This window comes from Alkalinema sp. FACHB-956 (genome assembly GCF_014697025.1).
GTDB lineage: Bacteria > Cyanobacteriota > Cyanobacteriia > Leptolyngbyales > Leptolyngbyaceae > Alkalinema.
The window spans coordinates 31,852-50,483 of record NZ_JACJRC010000017.1; the positions used below are offsets into that span (position 1 = coordinate 31,852).

An 18,632-nucleotide genomic window follows, 5' to 3' on the forward strand; every position below is an offset into this window, starting at 1 on the left:
ATTGTCCCCCACGGGCTTAGGCGTCCGGCTTAGGGTTTTCAAGGTCATCGAGGGTTTGCCAAATCAGCCGTTTGGCCTGGAGTTTCCAGCCCCAGCGTTGGATCGCGATCGCCAGTCCCCCCCCCGCGATCGTAGCCAGCAAATCCACCGGTTGCATAAAGGAAATGCCAAACAGCAGCCCCAACCCCGCAATGCCCCAAAACGGTAGCGCAACGGTTTGCCGTTGGTTCATCACCAGTTTCCCAATCGGATCCGTAGGTAACTCTTGGTTGAGTTGCTCCTTGACCTGTTGGCGATCGGCCAAAGTGGTAGAAATGCCAACTTTGCGGCGGAGTTTCTCCAGTTTGCGGGCGTCGGTGCTGTACTGAGTCAGCTCATCCTCTGCCATCATAATTAGACGATCGTACTGGCTCATGGGTAATGGGTTGAAGGTTAATTAAACAATTGTTAAGTTTAGTATCGCATAAAGCTGGGCGGAAAATGGGGAAAGGGTCTCTATGGGTTGGTTGAGATGAATAAAGCAATCGCATTCAAACTTCACTTATAGTCACTAATAGTTGATAATCAATTCTCTCCTTGATTGATTTATTGTGTTTTTTATGTTTTATAAGCGTTTAATTTTGCGTTATTTAAATCTAAAAATTGACAACTACTAATTTGAATCAAATAGATTAATTTAAATATTTAATCCTTTCTTTAATGTGCTTCTATTCAATATTCAATCGATGTTTTACAAGATGTTGAAATTATTGACTAGAAGGCTTTTTGAGATTTTTGCAATTTGCAGCCGGTGCAGTCGGGCTAATGTGTCTACTCTAAGGTTGGACAAGCTGGAAGATTCAGTAATTTGACTCGTGCAAAGTAGCTGAATTCTACATCTTCCCATATGCTTATCTCAGTTGAATACTTGGGGGTTTAACATGATCGATTCAAAATCACAATCAACTTACATCTCCTTTTGCCTCTCTTCGAGTCCCTTCCCCATTGCTAATGGCGGAATATTTGTCGGTTCTGGTATCGGGGGATTCTTTTGATTCCTTAATGAATTGCGTTACAATAAAATAAGGGTTCATCACAACCCACAAAAGATGAAATGTCCTTGCTCTTCAGCACATTGAGAACGCTTATCCGGTAACGCTTAATCAGGCAATGCTTAACTGCGAAATACTTAACCAAGAAATGCTTGGCATGTATTCAATACAAAGTTTGCTAGGGAGTGTTAAAGGTTGTCCTGTGATTTTTGTATTTAAAAATACTGTACTTGAAACGCCTAAAGATACGCAATTAAAATTATACTTTTCATTAATTTTCGGTGTGATCCGGATAAAAAAGAATTAGTTTTTCTGAGTGTTCAACCATCGGAATTGCACAAAAAAACTATCTATAACCATCATGACTTTTGCGATTGGGAGGGCATTCTTTAACTAGGGGGTGTCTATCAGTGGGTAGCACCCGTCTCAATGGCCAATAGGATTGGAGACTATTTTTTGTTCAGCTTGGAGTAAATTGTCCCGAGGTTCCCGTGGAAGACTTGCCGATCGCCCATCCCCACTCACTCTTCTCCCAAGATGTCATTGCCCATCCTCCCATCCCCCCCGTAGCAAATCCTCAGGACACGGCACGACGGTATGATCCGAATGATTTACTTCAGGCCATCATGGCGGCGCAATCCCAGTTTATCAATGCGGAAGCGCCAAAAGCCCTCTTTAACGGTTTGCTGGAGAACCTGCTGATCCTCACCAATAGCGCCTATGGATTTATTGGAGAGGTTCTTTACAGTTCTACCCAGGAACCCTATTTCCCCGAAGCCCACATGAAAATTCGGGGCTGTCCTTATTTGAAGACCCATTCCATTACGAATATTGCCTGGGACGAGGCCACCCGCCAACTCTATGACGAGTATGAGCCCAAAGGGATGGAGTTCCGGAACCTCAACACCCTATTTGGGACAGTGTTGGTGACGGGCAAGCCCCTCATTTCCAACGAACCCAGCACCGATCCACGGCGCGGTGGCCTACCCAAGGGACATCCTCCCCTCAATGCATTTCTAGGCATTCCCCTCTACAACGAAGGGGTTCTTGTCGGGATGATTGGGCTTGCTAATCGTCCCAATGGCTATCAACCAGAGATTCTGGAAGAATTTAAACCATTTTTGGCAACTTGTAGTGGTATCATCGCGGCCTATCGCAATGAACGCCGCCGCTATGATGCAGAATTGGCGTTGCGCAGTGCCGAAGAAAAGTATCGCAGCATTTTTGAAAACGCATCGGAAGGAATTTATCAATCGACGATCGAAGGACGATATCTCAGCGTTAATCCGGCTTTAGCAAAACTGTATCGGTATGAATCTCCCGAGGAATTAATTACTAACGTTAACGATATTGAGACAGAAATTTATCTCAAGCCCGGTCTGCGCCAAGAATTACTCAATCAAGTCAATGCGAATGGCTCCGTAATTGGTCATGAGTGCCAAGTTTACGATCGCTTTGGCAACATTCTCTGGATTTCGGAGAATATGCGAGCGGTACGGAATGAGGATGGTCAGATTCTTTACTATGAAGGATCAGTCAGTAACATCACCCAACGGAAGCTTGCAGAAGCTGATTTATGCCAGCAGATTGATAAGGAGCGGGTTCTGCGGCGCATTACCTTAGAAATTTCGCGTTCCTTTGATGTGCAGCAAATTCTCACAACCGCCGCTGCCGAAGTACGGAAGTTTCTGAATGTCGATCGGGTTCTTTTCTACTGCTTTGCCGAGCATTTGAGCGGCGGCATTCTGGTTGAATCTAGTGATCCCGATTGGTTGTTACCTCAAGCACATTTCACTGCTGATCATTCACTGCAACTACAGCAAACGATTATCTTTCAAGATCAAGTTACCGAAACCCACGCCAATATTTACCAATCCAATCTCTCAATGGATTATGTGAACTGGCTGAGCGCATTAAATGTACAGGCGATCGCCAGCGTACCCATTTTGCAAGGTGATCAACTTTGGGGCTTACTCATTGCCCACCATTGTCAGGCTCCGCACCACTGGGAAGATTTGGAAATTGACCTGCTGCAACAGTTAACAACCCAAATTGGGATTGCGCTGCAACAGTCTCAGCTCTATCAGCAAACCCAAGCTGAACTCCAGGAACGGGAACGGATGGAGCAGGAGCTTCGGGAAAGTGAAGCGGCCATGCGCGAGCTGTATCAAATTATTTCCCAGTCCGATCGGGACTTTGAGAACGCGATCCGCGAACTTCTAAAAATGGGCTGCCTCAAACTAGGCATGAACATGGGAATGCTATCTCAGGTCGTGGATGATCAGGTGGAAGTTTTATATTCCTGGTGTTCCAGTGGGGCTGTCTGTAAGCAAGTGACGATCCCCTTAGAAGAAACCTACTGCCAGGAAGTCTTACAGCGTCAGAAAACTGTCAGCATTCTCTCAGTCACGGGTTCCGAGTGGCCTCATCGCACCTGCCACCGCGAACTCAACATTCAGTCTTACCTAGGCACCCCTATCTGGGTGCATGGGCAACTCTATGGAACCTTGGCTTTTTACGGCTTCTCCCATCGGAGTCAGCCTTTTCGATCGATCGAACAGGAAATTCTGCATCTCATGGCGCAATGGATCGGGAGTGAAATCGAGCGCCAAAAAGCTGCCCAAGAATTAGCCCAAGCCCGCGATGAAGCCCTCGCAGCCACCCGCGCCAAAAGTGAATTTCTGGCCACGATGAGCCATGAAATTCGCACCCCCATGAATGCGGTCATCGGGATGACGGGCTTGCTCCTAGATACCCCCCTCACCCCGGAACAGGCGGATTTTGTTGAAACGATTCGCAATGGAGGGGATACCCTACTGACGGTCATTAATGACATTCTCGATTTTTCCAAAATTGAATCTGGTAAGTTGGAACTCGAAGAGCAACCCTTTGATTTGCAACTTTGCCTAGAAGAAGCTGTTGATTTAGTGATGCCCCAGGCGCAGGAAAAACGACTGGAGATCGCCCATCAGATCGAAGCAACGGTACCCCATTGCATCCTGGGGGATGTGACCCGGCTCCGCCAAGTGTTGGTCAATTTGTTAAGTAACGCGGTTAAATTTACAGAACGGGGGGAAGTTATGGTGTCCGTGACCCCCTATGTTCCACCCAGTTCCGCAGAAGACCTGGAGCATCCTGTTTCCCCTCCTGAGCAGATAGAGATCTGTTTTGCCGTTCAGGATTCTGGGATTGGGATTCCCCCCGAACGCATGGATCGCTTGTTTAAACCCTTTAGTCAAGTTGATTCGTCAACGACCCGTAAATACGGCGGTACTGGGTTGGGGTTAGTTATCTGCAAACAGCTCATTGAGATTATGGGAGGCCATATTTGGGTTGAAAGTGAAGTCGATCGCGGAACTACCTTTTACTTCACGATCGCTGCCCAGCCCCTCAAGGAGTTTCCCCAGCCCCAACCCCCGTCCTCCCATGTCATGGATGGTAAACGGGTTCTAGTGGTAGATGACAACCCTGTCCACGGCAAAATTTTGCACCAGCAATTGAATAACTTGGGCATAGTCTCCCAGATCGTCGATTCTGGCAAAGCGGCCCTCGCTTGTCTCCAGCAAAATACGCCCTTCGATTTGGCCATTATTGATATGCGAATGCCGCAGATGAATGGTTTGGAACTCGCCCAGACGATTCATCAGTTGCCCCAATGCTCCAAGCTACCCTTAGTCCTGATGAGCTCCCTCGATCGGAGTGAATTGGGATCCGCTCAAACTAGCGAGCATTTTGCAGGCATTTTATCCAAGCCGCCGAAGCGATCGCAACTGTTTGATACCTTGGTGGAAATCTTCGATCGTCAACCTCAGCCTGGGGCCGTGTCGAGTAGCGACGCCTCCAATCAAATTGACAGCCAACTGGCCGAGCAGCATCCCCTACGGATTTTGCTCGTCGAAGATAATGCTGTGAATCAAAAACTAGCTATTCAACTGTTGAAGCGCTTGGGATACCGTGCCGATATTGCGAGCAACGGCCTAGAAGCTTTGGATGCGGTGCAGCGCCAAACCTACGATCTCATTTTCATGGACGTACAAATGCCGGAAATGGATGGTTTGACAGCGACGCAGGAACTCTGCAAGCGTTATGCCGCCCATCAACGGCCTCGAATTGTTGCGATGACGGCCAATGCGATGGCGGGCGATCGCGAAAAATGCCTCAATGCTGGGATGGATGACTATGTCAGTAAACCCGTGCGCATTAAAAACCTAGTCCAAGCCCTCAAAAATACCCAACCCCGACTAACCACGACCCCGTTGGAGGACTCCGCCATGCTGAATAATCGTAGCCTTGCAGCGCTCACCCTCACGTCTGAGACCCCAGCTACTCCGGCGGTCTCTCCGGAATCGTCCTCTACAGCCCCAGCATCACCCGCCCAAAACCAGCAACCGCCTGCGATCGATGAGGAAGCCATCAGTGAACTCATTGACATGTTGGGAGAAGAGGGAACCAGCGTCTTTGTAGAAATTATTCACAATTATTTTGAAGATGCACCCACCTGTCTTCGTCAGATGGAGCAGGCGATCGCCCAACAGGATGCCAATGGGCTCAGAGCCGCAGCCCATACCCTCAAAGGAATCAGTGCCGCGATCGGAGCTTTGCCCTTGAGTGAAATCTGTAAGGAACTGGAACTGTTTGGACGGCAGGGCAATGTTGACCCAGCCCAGATGCCGATTATGCCCCTACTTCAGCAAGCTCAGCAGGAGTACGATCGGGTGGAGGCAGAGTTACACCTTCGCCTTCGTCCCTTTACTACACCAGTTTAGGTGCCATGCCAGTTTAGGTCTCTATGCCAATTTAGGCGGGCTGACCCGCGCCCGATCGTCTGCTCCAACCTATCCAGTCTGCTTCAAATTATCCAGTCCACTCAAGCCTAAACAGTCCGCTGATCCCCAAGCTGGGGCTAGCCCACTGTTCTGCGGCTAGCCGACAATCTGTTCTAGGGTTGCCACAAAGTCAGGGTAGGAAATGGAAGCGGCCTCTGCCCGATGAATCGTGGTTGTTCCAGCCGCATTCAAAGCTGCGATCGCTAAACTCATGGCAATGCGGTGGTCGGTATAGCTGTCCACAGCAGTGCCTGTGAGGGGAGTCCCGCCTGTGATTTCCATGCCATCGGGTAATTCTGTAACCCGAGCTCCCATGGCGTTCAATTGGTTCGCCATCACCGTGATGCGATCGCTCTCCTTCACCCGCAGTTCTTCCGCATCCTGAATCACCGTTGTCCCCTCCGCAAAGGCAGCGGCCACCGCCAGCACCGGAATTTCATCAATCAACCGAGGAATGATGTCCCCCGCAATGCGCGTCGCTTTGAGGGCACTGTGGCGCACCCGCAGGTCAGCAACCGGCTCACCCGCCACTTCCCGCTCGTTTTCCAGGGTGATGTCCGCACCCATCGACTGAAGGGCTTCTAAAATTCCTGTGCGGGTAGGATTAATGCCCACATTTTCCACAGTTAGATCGGATCCTGGTACAATCGCACCCGCTACCAGCCAAAAGGCCGCTGAACTGATATCGCCTGGAACCACCACGGTTTGCCCTTGCAGCCTTGCTTGCCCTGTCACGGTGGCGCTAATGGTTTCCGGATCGACTTCAACTTCAGCCCCAAAGGCTCGCAGCATTCGCTCGCTGTGATCGCGGGAGAGCGCCGGTTCTGTTACCGTCGTTTTGCCGTCGGCCATCAATCCGGCGAGTAAGATGCAGGATTTGACCTGTGCTGAGGCGATCGGGGATTGATAGTGGATGGGCTTAAGCACTTGCCCCTTAACGGACAGCGGTGCCAAGGAATCCGCTTGACGACCCCAGATCTGGGCTCCCATCATTTGCAACGGCTTCACGACCCGAGACATCGGGCGCGATCGCAGGGAAGAATCACCCGTCACGGTGAAGTATTTTCCCGGATGGGATGCCAGAATACCTAGCATCAGTCTTAGTGTGGTACCTGAATTGCCTGCGTTGAGCACATCCAAGGGCTCCTGTAGGCAACCTAACCCAATCCCTTTCACCCGGACTTCTTGGGTATTCAGGTCAGAAATCTCGGCTCCCATGGCCCGAAAGCACTCAGCCGTACTGCGCGGATCTTCCCCCAGCAGTAGCCCATGGATAATCGTTTCACCTTCGGCCAGCGCGCCCAACATGAGCGATCGATGGGAAATGGACTTATCGCCAGGAATCTTAATCCGCCCGTGGAGTCCATGGCAGGCTGAGCCACCCTGTATCACGAGATCCTGATGATGGCTGACGGGTTTCACTGTTATGACGGTGGTTGTGGCCATAGGGAATTCGATAGACTGGCGAAAGTTGCGATCGTCTATCCTATCAAGGAATTGAAAGCGTAGATGGAAAATTCGCAAGGGATTTCTTGAGACCCAAGCCATGGGGCCTACGTCTAAGTCCCTCGGTTGCTCGTTGAGTGGAGTTCAATCAGTGTTGTTCGATCGCTATAGCTCGATTGCGGTAGCTCGATCTCAGTTCAGCGCTGACCCACAGTTAGGCAGAGCTAGACAATCTGAATTTTCGATCCAACGGCTGCATCTGACTTTTCTCTGTTTGATCCTGTGACTTCTCAATTGTGTGGTTCCCCTTATGTTGACTCATTTCCGTCGCCCTGTTTGCCTGTCCGTCATGTCTGCGGACTTGGCCATTTGCTCTAACGTTGAAACCGTTGGCACCTTGTACCAGCGGGATGCCCAACGCTTCCATCTGCTGCTGACCGAACCTAAAGTCTGTGAACCCTGCGCACCTATTGAGCATCCTGGGGTTCCCTCTGCGGATCAGCTACGGTTGATTTGGATTGAGATGTCGCCCCTCCGTGTCACCATGACGATGCAGGGAAATGGCAAGCTGAGCTATCGCCATCTGTGGGAACGGAACGCCTATGGATTGAGTCGCTACTGGTTGCAAGGGGATGATGTAGGGCAAAGTCACCAACTCCAACTGCGCAACTTCACGGTGGGTTTACACCTCGATGGCAACCCCCTACCCACAGCCTTGGCACTGGAATATGAACTATGGTCAGCCCACAGCCGTCTAGGTCGGTATACGCTTCAACTTGATATCCAGCACTAAGCGCTGAGTTGCAATATCCAGCTGTAAATCTCTAATTCCAGCATCCAATTCCCTCGTCTTATTTCAACGTCCAATTCCACCCTGCCTATCTCGTCCTAAGGATAAGTGGTTCGATCGACCGAGTTAATCGACCGAGTTAACAGTACTGCGAATTAACGCCCAGTCGCTTTAACAGTACTGGTCGATCGATCAGCATTGGTAGGCATCTGTGGAGTGCCAATCTGAATCGTGCCAATCTGACCAATCTGAATCGTGGGTGTGGCGGGCATACTGGCTAAGCTCAATTCCTCCCGCAGCACCCGTTGATACACTTGAGGCAAGCTGGCACTCATGGAATTGGTCTCAATACCATAGCCGAGACTCGTCCAAGTCGGAGACAGGATTTCTAAGACTTGGGTAATTTTGCCCTGCCGCAACAAACTGGACAAATCGGTGCCCCACGCGGTGGCATCACTTAACCAACGGTAGACAACCGCATCTTGGTATAACGGCTCGAAACTATAGCGATGCCATAGCCAAAACCCGCCAGGGTGGGGATGGTAGCGTTCAGCTTGTTCCAGCCAAGTAGTGGTGATGAACTGATAGCGTCCAGCCGCTGTTGTACATTGCCCAACGTTAGGGCCTACGGCGATCGGCACACAGCGATCGGGATGACGGCTGAGGTCTTGGGTATATTCGCCCCCGTAAATCACGGCGTAGGGATTCTGCACATTGGACTCACTGGCCGAGATTGTCCGCATTAGTGCCCGAATATATGGATCGCCCCCTTGCATGACCAATGGTGTTTCGGCTCCTTTCCCTAGGGTTCCGCCCCAGGGCATCCGTTGTTCTCGGAGATTGAGCACAATAAAGATCAACCACAGAATGATGGTGCAGTGGACGAGAAATTTGCCAAGGGTATAGTCTTTGGAAGGAGTTGCATCGGCCATACTGACATCAGCTTTGAACAGTAAAGTACGTCGCAAGAGGCTACCGGGCAGGAGTGGCAGCAGATTTAGGGTAGGCACCAGCCTGAGCCGAGATGGCCGCAGAGCTGGGCTGGCTTGAGCAGTTGGTTGGCTTCGGACGTGCGATCGCACCTGGCCCTTAAGCTTGCCTTGAAGGATGGTCAACAACCTGTTTTTCGCCGTTATTCCAGCCTCGATCTGAGCCACCATCCATGACGGAGGCATCGATCGCCGTCGGGAACTTCGGGGACGGTGCTTGGGCATTGTACTCCAGTTTAACCAGAAGGAACGATGGGTTCGATGCGACCTGAAGGCAATTCAATCTGTAAGCAATGCAATTTGCAAGCAATGCAACTTGAAAGCAATCCAACTTGCAACCAATCCAACCTGAAACTAATACAATCTGTGACAACTTTAACCTGTGACAACTGTAATCCACTGTAATCCGCCACAGATTAACTACACCAGGGCAACTGTACAAGCAACCTGTTGCAAACTCCAGCTATGCACAATTCATTTGCAGCATGGGAGCAGCGGCGAGTAGTGTTTGGGTGTAAGAATGCTGCGGATTATCGAATACAGCGGAAGTTTGGTCAAGTTCAACGATTTTTCCTTGATACATAACCGCAATCCGATCGCAGAAAAACCGCGCGACCCAAAGATCATGGGTAATGAATAGGTAAGTTAACTCAAACTCGTCCTTGAGTTCCTGCATCAGTTCCAGCACTTGGGTGCGTACCGTGGCATCCAACATACTGACGGGTTCATCACAAATGACCAGCTTGGGTCGGGTAATCAACGCCCGCGCGATCGCCACCCGCTGCTGTTGGCCTCCCGAGAGTTCCCCTGGATAGCGATCGTAAAATTCCTTAGGATGCAAGCCGACCCGCTGTAGCATGGCTTCTACTTGGGGTTTTGCGGTTTGGGGAGTAGCCATTTGATGGATCAACAAGGGATCGGCAATGCTATCCCCGATCGTCATCCGAGGATTTAAACAAGCATGGGGATCTTGGAAAATCATTTGAATATCTCGCCGTTGCCGCAGCATAGCCTGACGCTTCAGGGGAGCCAAATCCTGGCCTAAAAATTCGACTTGTCCCGCAGTAGGCTTGAGCAGTTGCAAAATTGTGCGGGACAGCGTGGATTTGCCGCACCCCGACTCACCCACTAGCCCCAAGGTTTCCCCTGGATAGAGGTCCAAATCGATGCCGTCCACTGCGCGAATCGTGCGATCGTTGGCTTTGGAAAAGACCTTGGCCAGAAAATTAGCTTCCAGGGTGTAGTACTGTTTTAAGCTCCGTAGACGTAATAGGGGGGATGGTGATATAGCAGACTCAGTCGATCCAGCAGGCTCAGCAGCAGGATTGTGGTTGCCTTGGAGGTAGAGCGCTGACTGCAACAGGGATTTGGTGTAGTCGTGCTGCGGATTTTGAAATACTTCGGGAGTGGCTCCCCACTCGACCAAGTGGCCGTCGTACATGACGGCAATGCGATCGCAATATTCACCCACCAGAGCCAAATCATGGGAAATCAGAATTAACGCCATATTGCGGTCTTCGCAGAGACGTTTGAGTTCCTGCAAAATTTGGGCTGCAACCGTGACATCCAAGCTGGTTGTCGGTTCATCGGCGATGATTAACTTGGGATTCAACAGCAGTGCTAGGGCGATCGCCACCCGTTGCCGCATTCCCCCACTGAATTCATGGGGATACTGCGACCAGCGCTCGGCTGGAATTTTGACCGCTTGCAAGACTTCTAGGGCACGGGCTTTGGCTTCTTTTGTGGAAATCTCAGGACGGTGGGCTTGGAGGGTTTCTAGGCAATGCTCGCCGATCGTCAACAATGGATTCAATCGCGTCATTGGATCCTGGAAAATGAGCGCAATTTCCTCCCCCCGGAACCGTTGCAGTTGACGATCGGAGAGTTGGTATAGATTTTGACCTGCAAATTGAATTTGACCTTCCACGATCGCCGCATCGGAGAGCAACCGCACAATAGCCCGCCCGATCGTGGATTTGCCACACCCCGACTCGCCCACCAAGCCTAACCGTTCCCCCGGTTGTAGAACGAGCGAAACATCATCCACAACCCAAGGTGCATGAGAACTGTAGGCAATCTTGAGGTGATCGATCGTGAGCAATGCTTCAACCATAGGAAAGGGAAGATTAAGGGAGAGCAAGGTAATGAGTGCACTTTTACTGGTAGCACTTTTACTGGTAGCACCTTCACTAGGGACAATGCTGCTAGGGATGCTGCTAACGATAATGTCATCAATACAATCTTGCAGCAATCTTACCCTGAGTTTGATGGTGCTCGCGTCTTTAGTGTCACGTCTTTAGTGTCGTGTCTTGAGCAAGGCCACCGTGCTAGGGGCGTTCTTGGGGATTCTCAACGGTTTGCCCTAGCTGATGCAAAATTCCATCGCAGTAACGAATCAGGGTTTCTAGCCGATCGATGACCTGCTGGGTGCGTTGCCCCTGCGTCTGTGCTTGCCGTGCCGCCGTCAAAAACGTGCAATCCAAACCCACGAGCCGCAGTTCTTTACTAATTTCAGCTTGATAGGATTGCACCTTAATCCGATGGGCAGGGTGGATATCCTCTAAGGGGATTGTTAGGATCTGCTGCCGGAACATTTGCTGGAGATTGGCGACTCCTTCGGTCATCGTGGGAACCGTCAGATTGGTGGCAGGAGAGGCAACACGATCGCGATCGTGGGAAGGATGGGTTACAGCAGCCTGACGCCGATCGGCCCCCTCTCTCACAGACTGCAACAGTTGCATTAGTTGATCCCGAAAGTCCTCATAAATCTGATGCTGTACGGGGGAATCCTGGTTCATCCTGGTTGGCGGTGCAATGCTGGCGGTGCAATGGGGAAAACCTTATAGTTGCTGCGGGGATCGTCCTCAGGCTTTTCTAACAACATGAAGAAGTGTATCAAGAATCTTGATAGAATGGGGGGATATCTTCTAAAAGTGCTTAGCAACAGCGAAAGTTGTTAGAACTTTCCTCAACCCCGGATTTTTCAACAACAGAGCTTTTGTTTTTTAAAGAAAATTTCACAAGAGTGCCAATTCCTCCACCCAGATGCAATTTTGCATCCCATGGGGCAATGGTTGGTAAAGATTAAGTTAACAATCTAGAAACCCATGGTTATAAGTCCATAGTTATAAACACATGGTGCACCTGGAGCGTTTTTCACCCTTTTTGACGGAATTTTGTTTCAATCTCCTGACGCTGACCCTAGGATGATTCGATACTTTCAAGAACTTCGAACTTCACTGTCGAACTTCACTGTCGAACTTCACTGTAGTCTGCATCCTGTACCCTTCCGCAACCAGCATCTATAGACTGTCCTAGCAAAATTCCAGCCAAGTCTTTATCCAAATCTAGTGCATTCGGGCGGCTAGCATGAATCTCCCCATCCGATCCCTTCCTACCGATCTCAACCTTCCTCCTTGGTTGCGAGCCTGCCTCTTGGATGGTGCAGCCACGCCCAATGACCCCGATCCCTGGAGGGGCAATGACTTGATTTGTCGAGCCTTTGACTTCGCTTACAAGCTCCATGAAGGGCAACGGCGCGTTTCGGGAGAACCGTATATTGCCCATCCGGTGGCCGTTGCGGGAATTTTGCGGGATCTCGGGGGCAGCAGTAGCATGATTGCCGCTGGGTTTCTCCACGATATCGTAGAAGATACGGAGGTGTCCTGCGAGGACATTGAAGAGCGGTTTGGCCCGGAAGTGCGGGTGCTGGTGGAGGGCGTCACGAAGCTCTCGAAATTCAATTTCTCTAGTAAGAAGGAGCGGCAGGCCGAGAATTTTCGGCGCATGTTCTTGGCCATGGCCAAGGATATCCGGGTAATTGTGGTCAAACTGGCCGATCGGCTGCATAACATGCAAACCCTGGAGCATCTGGCGGACGAAAAGCGGCGGCGCATTTCCCAGGAAACCCGAGATATTTTTGCACCCTTGGCCAACCGTCTAGGGATTGGCAACATCAAGTGGGAACTGGAAGATCTTGCGTTTAAATACCTCGAGCCGGAAGCCTACCGCGAAATTAGTCAACGGGTGGCAGAACGACGAACTGTTCGGGAAGAGCAACTGTTTCAAGTGAAAGAAACGCTCAAACCTCGCTTAGAAGAACTTGGGATTCACTGGCTAGACATCAGTGGACGGCCTAAGCACTTGTATGGCATCTACCAAAAGATGCAACGGCAACAGAAAGAATATGAGCAAATTTATGACATTGCCGCCATTCGCATCATTGTGGAAAACAAGGATGAATGTTACCGAGCCTTGGCGGTGGTGCACGACATGTTTCGTCCCATTCCCGGACGATTTAAGGACTACATCGGCTTACCGAAACCGAATCGTTACCAATCCCTGCATACGGGGGTGATTGGTCTAGGTGGTCGGCCCTTGGAAGTGCAAATTCGCACCATGGAAATGCACCATGTGGCGGAATATGGGATTGCTGCCCACTGGAAGTACAAGGAATCCGGGGGCTCGAATAGCACCCAGATGAATACGACCGATGAGAAGTTCACCTGGTTACGTCAACTTTTGGACTGGCAGAGCGATCTCAAGGATGCGCAGGAATACTTAGATACGATCAAAGATAATCTTTTCGACAGTGAAATTTACGTCTTTACGCCCCAAGGCGAAGTCATTCCCCTCAGTCCCAAGGCGACACCCGTCGATTTTGCCTACCGGATTCACAGCGAAGTGGGTAACCACTGTGCCGGGGCGCGGGTGAATGGACGGATGGTGACCTTAGATACTCGCTTGGAGAACGGCGATATTGTTGAAATTCTCAATCAGAAGAATTCGCGGCCCAGTTTGGACTGGTTGAATTTTGTTGTCACGCCCAGTGCCCGTAACCGGATTCGGCAGTGGTACAAGCGATCGCACCGGGATGAAAATATTGCCCGAGGTCGCGACATGCTGGAGAAATCCCTGGGCAAAAATGGCTTTGAGGCGTTGCTCAAGTCTCCGCCAATGCAGACCGCCGCAGAACGATGTAACTACCAGAGCGTAGACGATCTCCTAGCAGCAGTGGGATACGGCGAAGTGACGCTGAACCATGCGCTCAATCGGATTCGGGATGCCGTGAAAGCCCAGTCCCCCGCTCCAGCCTCGGAGACGACGGCGGCCACGGTCAACTTCAGTCCGAAAACCCCTCCTGCTCCGACACCGATGCCCTCGAAATCACCGATCGCGGGGGTTGAGGGCTTGCTCTATCACATTGCCAAGTGCTGTCACCCAGTACCGGGGGAATCGATTATTGGGGTAGTGACCCGAGGCCATGGCATTTCCATCCATCGCCAAGGGTGTCCCAACTTAGAACGAGTGGAAGGGGAACGGTTGATCCCCGTCAGTTGGAATCCTACGAATAACGATCGTGGCCGACAGCAGACCTATCCTGTGGAAATTCAAATTGAAGTGATCGATCGGGTGGGAGTGCTCAAAGATCTGCTTTCCCGTTTGACGGACAACAATATCAATGTGCGCAACGCCCAAGTTAAAACCTATCCGGATCAGACAGCCACGATCGATCTCGGCATCGATATATGTGACCATCGACAACTGGAACATACCTTTACCCAAATTCGCAAAATGACGGATGTCTTGAATTTGCGCCGTGTCACCCAGGTAGATGAGTCATTACTCGCTTGACTAATCTTAACTAATGTTGAATGAGGGATTGGTGCGTTATTGGGATGTGTTACTTGTCCTTGGGAGCCTTGCTGGGATGCCTGACTGGGATGTCTTGGTTGATACGTCTATTTCATTTCAAGAATTGCAAAATCTTCCGGGATTTCCAGTCAGCAGTTGTATAAATTGAACAAGGTCAGTTCTCTGTTTCCAGTTTTGATGCATGAATCTAAACGCATCCCTTGGACTCTAGGACAATACGCAATGAGATGGAAATTCCCTTCCTGGAATTAAAGCTCTTTGGATCACAGGCGGTTGCACTCAGTTTTCCTCTGTAGCGGAACTTTTTCCCTGCATCATCGTCTGATTCCTGCATAAAGTCATTCAAGCGAGTCGTATATATACGGCAGTAGGCTCACCTAATCCCCCAACGGTTTGTCCTTTGAATCGACCTCGCCCTATGACACTTCTTGAAGTGTCTGCCATAAAAATCGCCGAATTGGTGTTTAGATTCTATGAAGGAAGGGGAATTCCACGGAGTTCCTTGGTGGTTTAGGTAGTATAAAAACACTCAGTACCCAGGACGTATAATCTCCTGAATTTGGTTGATTTTCTTCGAAATTAGAAAAATCTCCAAGTTTCCGGGATGTGATGTGTCTAACCACTTGGGGCTGAGGACTCGGCTTAAGATGCTCAAGACCCAGGGATTGACCTCAGGAGAACAATGAGTGAAGGTTATAACAGCAGGGGCACAGTGGACGTGAATCATTGGGTGAACCATAATTTTCGATCGATCGGTGCTGAAGAACAACAGCTCTACAATCATTTACTTCAGACAGTTCAGTCAGAGACTCCCCAAGAGTTGATCGATCGGATGCGGCTGCTTTTTATCGAAGGCACCAACTATCCCGATCACAATGTTCTTAAAAACTTAGATCGACTCCTCCTCTCAGATATTGAAATTGAAGAATTTCAATTCATTCTGAATCGCTGCATTCATATCCTGACCAATCGTTGGCAAGGTCGGCCCCAAACCCAATTGGCCATTCCCGACCTCATCCATCTGTTTGAAAGTTCTCCGTCTCGGCCTGTGAATGAATTTAGCCGAGCCAAGGCAATCAAACGGCTGCGGGAATTCATGCGATATTTCCTGGAAACCGAGCACTTTTTAACCTTGCGTCGATTGGCGCACGTTCTGGAAAGTAATAACGATCCCGCCCAAACCCGACTTCCGCTAGGTAAGCTGATTCGTCGGTATCCCTATCTCTATTCCCATTGCTTGGTCAGCGAATCCAGTTCCGTAGAAGATCAACAATCGATTCGGGACTTGCAGGACACCATGCAACGGCAGTATGAACTGGATCTATCCCAATTTGTGACCTATCAAATCCGGCGATCGCACCTGTTTAACCGCACTGGATCGGAGACGGTCGGTCGTACCCTCTATCCGGTCAAAAATCCGACTTTGCTGACAGAACCGGAAGTCTGTTCAGCCCTACGACAATTTGCAGGGAAGGTGCAGGGTAATTGTACCCATCGTGACCTCGCACAACGGTTTATCACCCATACCAATGAAGTGCGATCGTTTAAATCCTTTAAGGATGATCTCTACGAATATCTACTATTTACTGTGGATCCAGAGTACGGTCGTCGGCAGTTTAACAATCAACTCTATGACTGCCTAAATAAAGTTTTGCCGGAAAATAATGCTCAACCCTTTAACGAGTTTCTATTGCTGCGGACTTGTAGTCAGTTACTGAATTTCCTGATTGTTGAGAGTCCGCAACGACCTAAGCATTTTGTGTTTGTGGATTTGTTGTCCAATATTGGCCCAATTTTTACAACTAGCCTGTTGTTGAAGATCGTACTGATTTGTCGGAAAGTTAAACCCTATCTAGAAAAGCGGTTTTCGATTCTCTTCAACCACTATGAAACCCATGCCCAGGAATCTGTGCAATGGCTGGTGGCATCCCTGGAGCATCTCAATATTGCCCTCAGTACAAATTTTGGCAAAATGAATGTGGCCTTGGTGAATCAACTGGTTTAATCACTGGTTTAATCAAAAGTCGGTTTAATCAAAATCGAGTGGAGTTGAAACTGGTGTCAATGGCTCAGAAACACCTCAATGCCCCCAATCATCCCTCGATGCCCCCAATCATTTCCCAATCATCGACTGTCGCAACTCATCTCCTTCAACAGCCCCCCTCATCAACTGTGCCCCAATTGTGTGAGTGAGATCGACGTGTAGTCTGTGAGATATGTAGTCTGTGAACTGAATTCCGTAGCTCTCTTCAATGCGGGACTGCAATCCGAAAAAGCGAATGGTACGATCGCAACCATGACCGGTAACGCTCTTGATAGCCATTTAACGGGTAGGCATTGATGAGTTAAGCGATTTCCGCCTGTTCTGGTTGTGCCACAGTAGCCTCTAGGTGCGATGACCTCCTTTCTCCCCCCCAGCGAAGAAAATTCTCGTCCCATTTTTCCTGTTGAGTTTGATCCCGCGATCGAGGAAACCCTCCTCAGTTTCGATGAAATCCAAGCTGAACTCAATTACCGCAATGCCCAGTCCGCGTTGCAGGAAATGGTCGATCGCTTAGATCTACAACCCCAGGAACGGCAGGGCTTGGAGCAGGAATTAGCCAGTCTATCCAGTATGTTAGAGAAGCTGGAGCGATCGGTGGTGCACATAGCAGCCTTTGGCATGGTGGGTCGGGGGAAATCGTCACTGCTGAATGCTTTGATTGGACAACCCGTGTTTCAAGCAGGGGCGATCCATGGAGTCACGCAAACGACCCATCAGGCAACGTGGATTCTGAACCAAGAACCCCTCCCCTCGGCCCAATCCCTCTCCTCAGCACAACAATGGATTCGCAAAGCCACCAGCCAAATGGGCGCGCAGATTGAATTGATTGATACCCCGGGGATTGATGAAGTAGGGGGAGAGGATCGGGAACTGCTGGCGAAAGCGGTGGCTCAGCAGGCAGACCTGCTTCTGTTTGTGGTGTCTGGGGATATTACCCAAGTGGAATTTCAGGCCCTGGCTCAACTGCGGGAAGTGGGTAAGCCGATGATTCTGGTCTTCAACAAGATCGATCAATATCCTGAAGTCGATCGCCAGAGTATTTACGCCAAGATTCGGGATGAACGGGTGAAAACGTTACTGTCCCCTGACGAAATTGTCATGGCTTCCGCTGCGCCTCTCACCCCGATCGGTACTCGGCAGGCCGATGGTCGGATTGTTGTGCAGATGGTGGCGGGGGAACCGCAGGTACAGGATCTCAAGCTGAAAATTTTGGAGGTGCTCGATCGGGAAGGCAAAGCCTTGCTGGCCTTGAACTCCATGCTGTTTGCCGATGGGATTAACGAACGGATTGTCGATCGCAAGCTACAAATTCGGGAATCCAGTGGCGATCGGGTGATCTGGAATGGGGTGATGGCGAAGGCAGTGGCGGTGGCGGTCAATCCCATCACCGTCATCGATATCCTCAGCAGTGCCGCGATCGATGTAGCCATGATTCTCAGCCTGTCTAAGCTCTATGGCATTCCCATGACCGAAAAAGGCGCGATCGGGTTACTGAAAAATATCGGCCTCGCCATGGGGGGAATTAGTGCGAGTGAGTTGCTGGCAGATTTGGGCTTGAGTTCTCTCAAGGGCTTGCTGGGGTTAGCAGTGCCGGCAACAGGGGGCCTATCGGCGTTGCCCTATCTATCCGTGGCGATCGCCCAAGCGGGCGTTGCGGGCGTGGCCACCCATAGCATCGGCCAGATTGCCCGGACTTATTTGGCCAACGGCGCAACCTGGGGACCCGATGGGCCAAAGGCGGTGGTGGATCAAATCTTATCATCCCTGGATGAGCGATCGATCCTCAGCCGCATTCGCGAAGAATTGCGAGCGAAACTCGGTCGGCAGCAGTAAAGGGAGAGGGGCAATTAT

At 50.3% G+C, this 18,632-nt stretch carries 9 protein-coding genes and 1 pseudogene; 5 read left to right on the forward strand and 5 right to left on the reverse strand.

Annotated features, from left to right (window positions below; genetic code table 11):
• Positions 1-16: 16 nt before the first annotated feature.
• Positions 17-415, reverse strand: a complete 399-nt coding sequence (locus tag H6G21_RS17040; RefSeq protein ID WP_190574636.1) for a hypothetical protein — start codon at positions 413-415, stop codon at positions 17-19.
• A gap of 1,107 nt (positions 416-1,522) precedes the next feature.
• On the opposite strand from H6G21_RS17040, the gene H6G21_RS17045 reads away from it, so the two are divergent.
• Complete coding sequence (locus H6G21_RS17045; RefSeq protein ID WP_190574637.1) at positions 1,523-5,797, forward strand: response regulator; 4,275 nt, start codon at positions 1,523-1,525, stop codon at positions 5,795-5,797.
• 156 nt (positions 5,798-5,953) lie between these two features.
• On the opposite strand, the gene aroA is transcribed toward H6G21_RS17045, so the two are convergent.
• Positions 5,954-7,303, reverse strand: a complete 1,350-nt coding sequence (aroA, locus tag H6G21_RS17050; protein WP_190574638.1) for a 3-phosphoshikimate 1-carboxyvinyltransferase — start codon at positions 7,301-7,303, stop codon at positions 5,954-5,956.
• A gap of 310 nt (positions 7,304-7,613) precedes the next feature.
• Between aroA and H6G21_RS17055 the strand changes: the two genes are divergently transcribed.
• On the forward strand, positions 7,614-8,096 hold the full coding sequence (locus H6G21_RS17055) for a hypothetical protein (RefSeq protein ID WP_190574639.1): 483 nt from the start codon (positions 7,614-7,616) through the stop codon (positions 8,094-8,096).
• Positions 8,097-8,371: 275 nt separating this feature from the next.
• On the opposite strand, the pseudogene H6G21_RS26285 reads toward H6G21_RS17055, so the two are convergent.
• The 3 genes and pseudogenes from H6G21_RS26285 to patD all read right to left on the reverse strand — a co-directional run.
• Positions 8,372-8,917 (reverse strand): annotated as a pseudogene (locus tag H6G21_RS26285) (glycoside hydrolase family protein); the annotation flags it as partial.
• 628 nt (positions 8,918-9,545) lie between these two features.
• Complete coding sequence (locus tag H6G21_RS17065) at positions 9,546-11,195, reverse strand: ABC transporter ATP-binding protein (RefSeq protein ID WP_190574640.1); 1,650 nt, start codon at positions 11,193-11,195, stop codon at positions 9,546-9,548.
• A gap of 214 nt (positions 11,196-11,409) precedes the next feature.
• Positions 11,410-11,880: a heterocyst frequency control protein PatD gene (gene patD, locus H6G21_RS17070; RefSeq protein ID WP_190574641.1), complete on the reverse strand. Its 471-nt coding sequence runs from the start codon at positions 11,878-11,880 to the stop codon at positions 11,410-11,412.
• Between the two features lie 571 nt (positions 11,881-12,451).
• Here patD and H6G21_RS17075 point away from each other — a divergent pair.
• The 3 genes from H6G21_RS17075 (at position 12,452) to H6G21_RS17085 (ending at position 18,614) form a co-directional block, all read left to right on the forward strand.
• Positions 12,452-14,716, forward strand: coding sequence for a bifunctional (p)ppGpp synthetase/guanosine-3',5'-bis(diphosphate) 3'-pyrophosphohydrolase (locus tag H6G21_RS17075; RefSeq protein WP_190574642.1), 2,265 nt, complete (start codon positions 12,452-12,454; stop codon positions 14,714-14,716).
• Positions 14,717-15,419: 703 nt separating this feature from the next.
• Entirely contained in the window at positions 15,420-16,742 is a 1,323-nt protein-coding gene (locus H6G21_RS17080) for a hypothetical protein (RefSeq protein WP_199307285.1), read from the forward strand.
• A 390-nt stretch (positions 16,743-17,132) separates the two neighbouring features.
• Entirely contained in the window at positions 17,133-18,614 is a 1,482-nt protein-coding gene (locus H6G21_RS17085) for a GTP-binding protein (RefSeq protein WP_190574643.1), read from the forward strand.
• Positions 18,615-18,632 lie beyond the last annotated feature (18 nt).

Coding starts and splice junctions, on each gene's coding strand:
- H6G21_RS17040 (WP_190574636.1), bottom strand. CDS start 415: ATGAGCCAGTACGATCGTCTAATTATGATGGCAGAGGATGAGCTGACT.
- H6G21_RS17085 (WP_190574643.1), top strand. CDS start 17,133: ATGACCTCCTTTCTCCCCCCCAGCGAAGAAAATTCTCGTCCCATTTTT.
- patD (WP_190574641.1), bottom strand. CDS start 11,880: ATGAACCAGGATTCCCCCGTACAGCATCAGATTTATGAGGACTTTCGG.
- H6G21_RS17065 (WP_190574640.1), bottom strand. CDS start 11,195: ATGGTTGAAGCATTGCTCACGATCGATCACCTCAAGATTGCCTACAGT.
- aroA (WP_190574638.1), bottom strand. CDS start 7,303: ATGGCCACAACCACCGTCATAACAGTGAAACCCGTCAGCCATCATCAG.
- H6G21_RS17055 (WP_190574639.1), top strand. CDS start 7,614: ATGTTGACTCATTTCCGTCGCCCTGTTTGCCTGTCCGTCATGTCTGCG.
- H6G21_RS17080 (WP_199307285.1), top strand. CDS start 15,420: ATGAGTGAAGGTTATAACAGCAGGGGCACAGTGGACGTGAATCATTGG.
- H6G21_RS17075 (WP_190574642.1), top strand. CDS start 12,452: ATGAATCTCCCCATCCGATCCCTTCCTACCGATCTCAACCTTCCTCCT.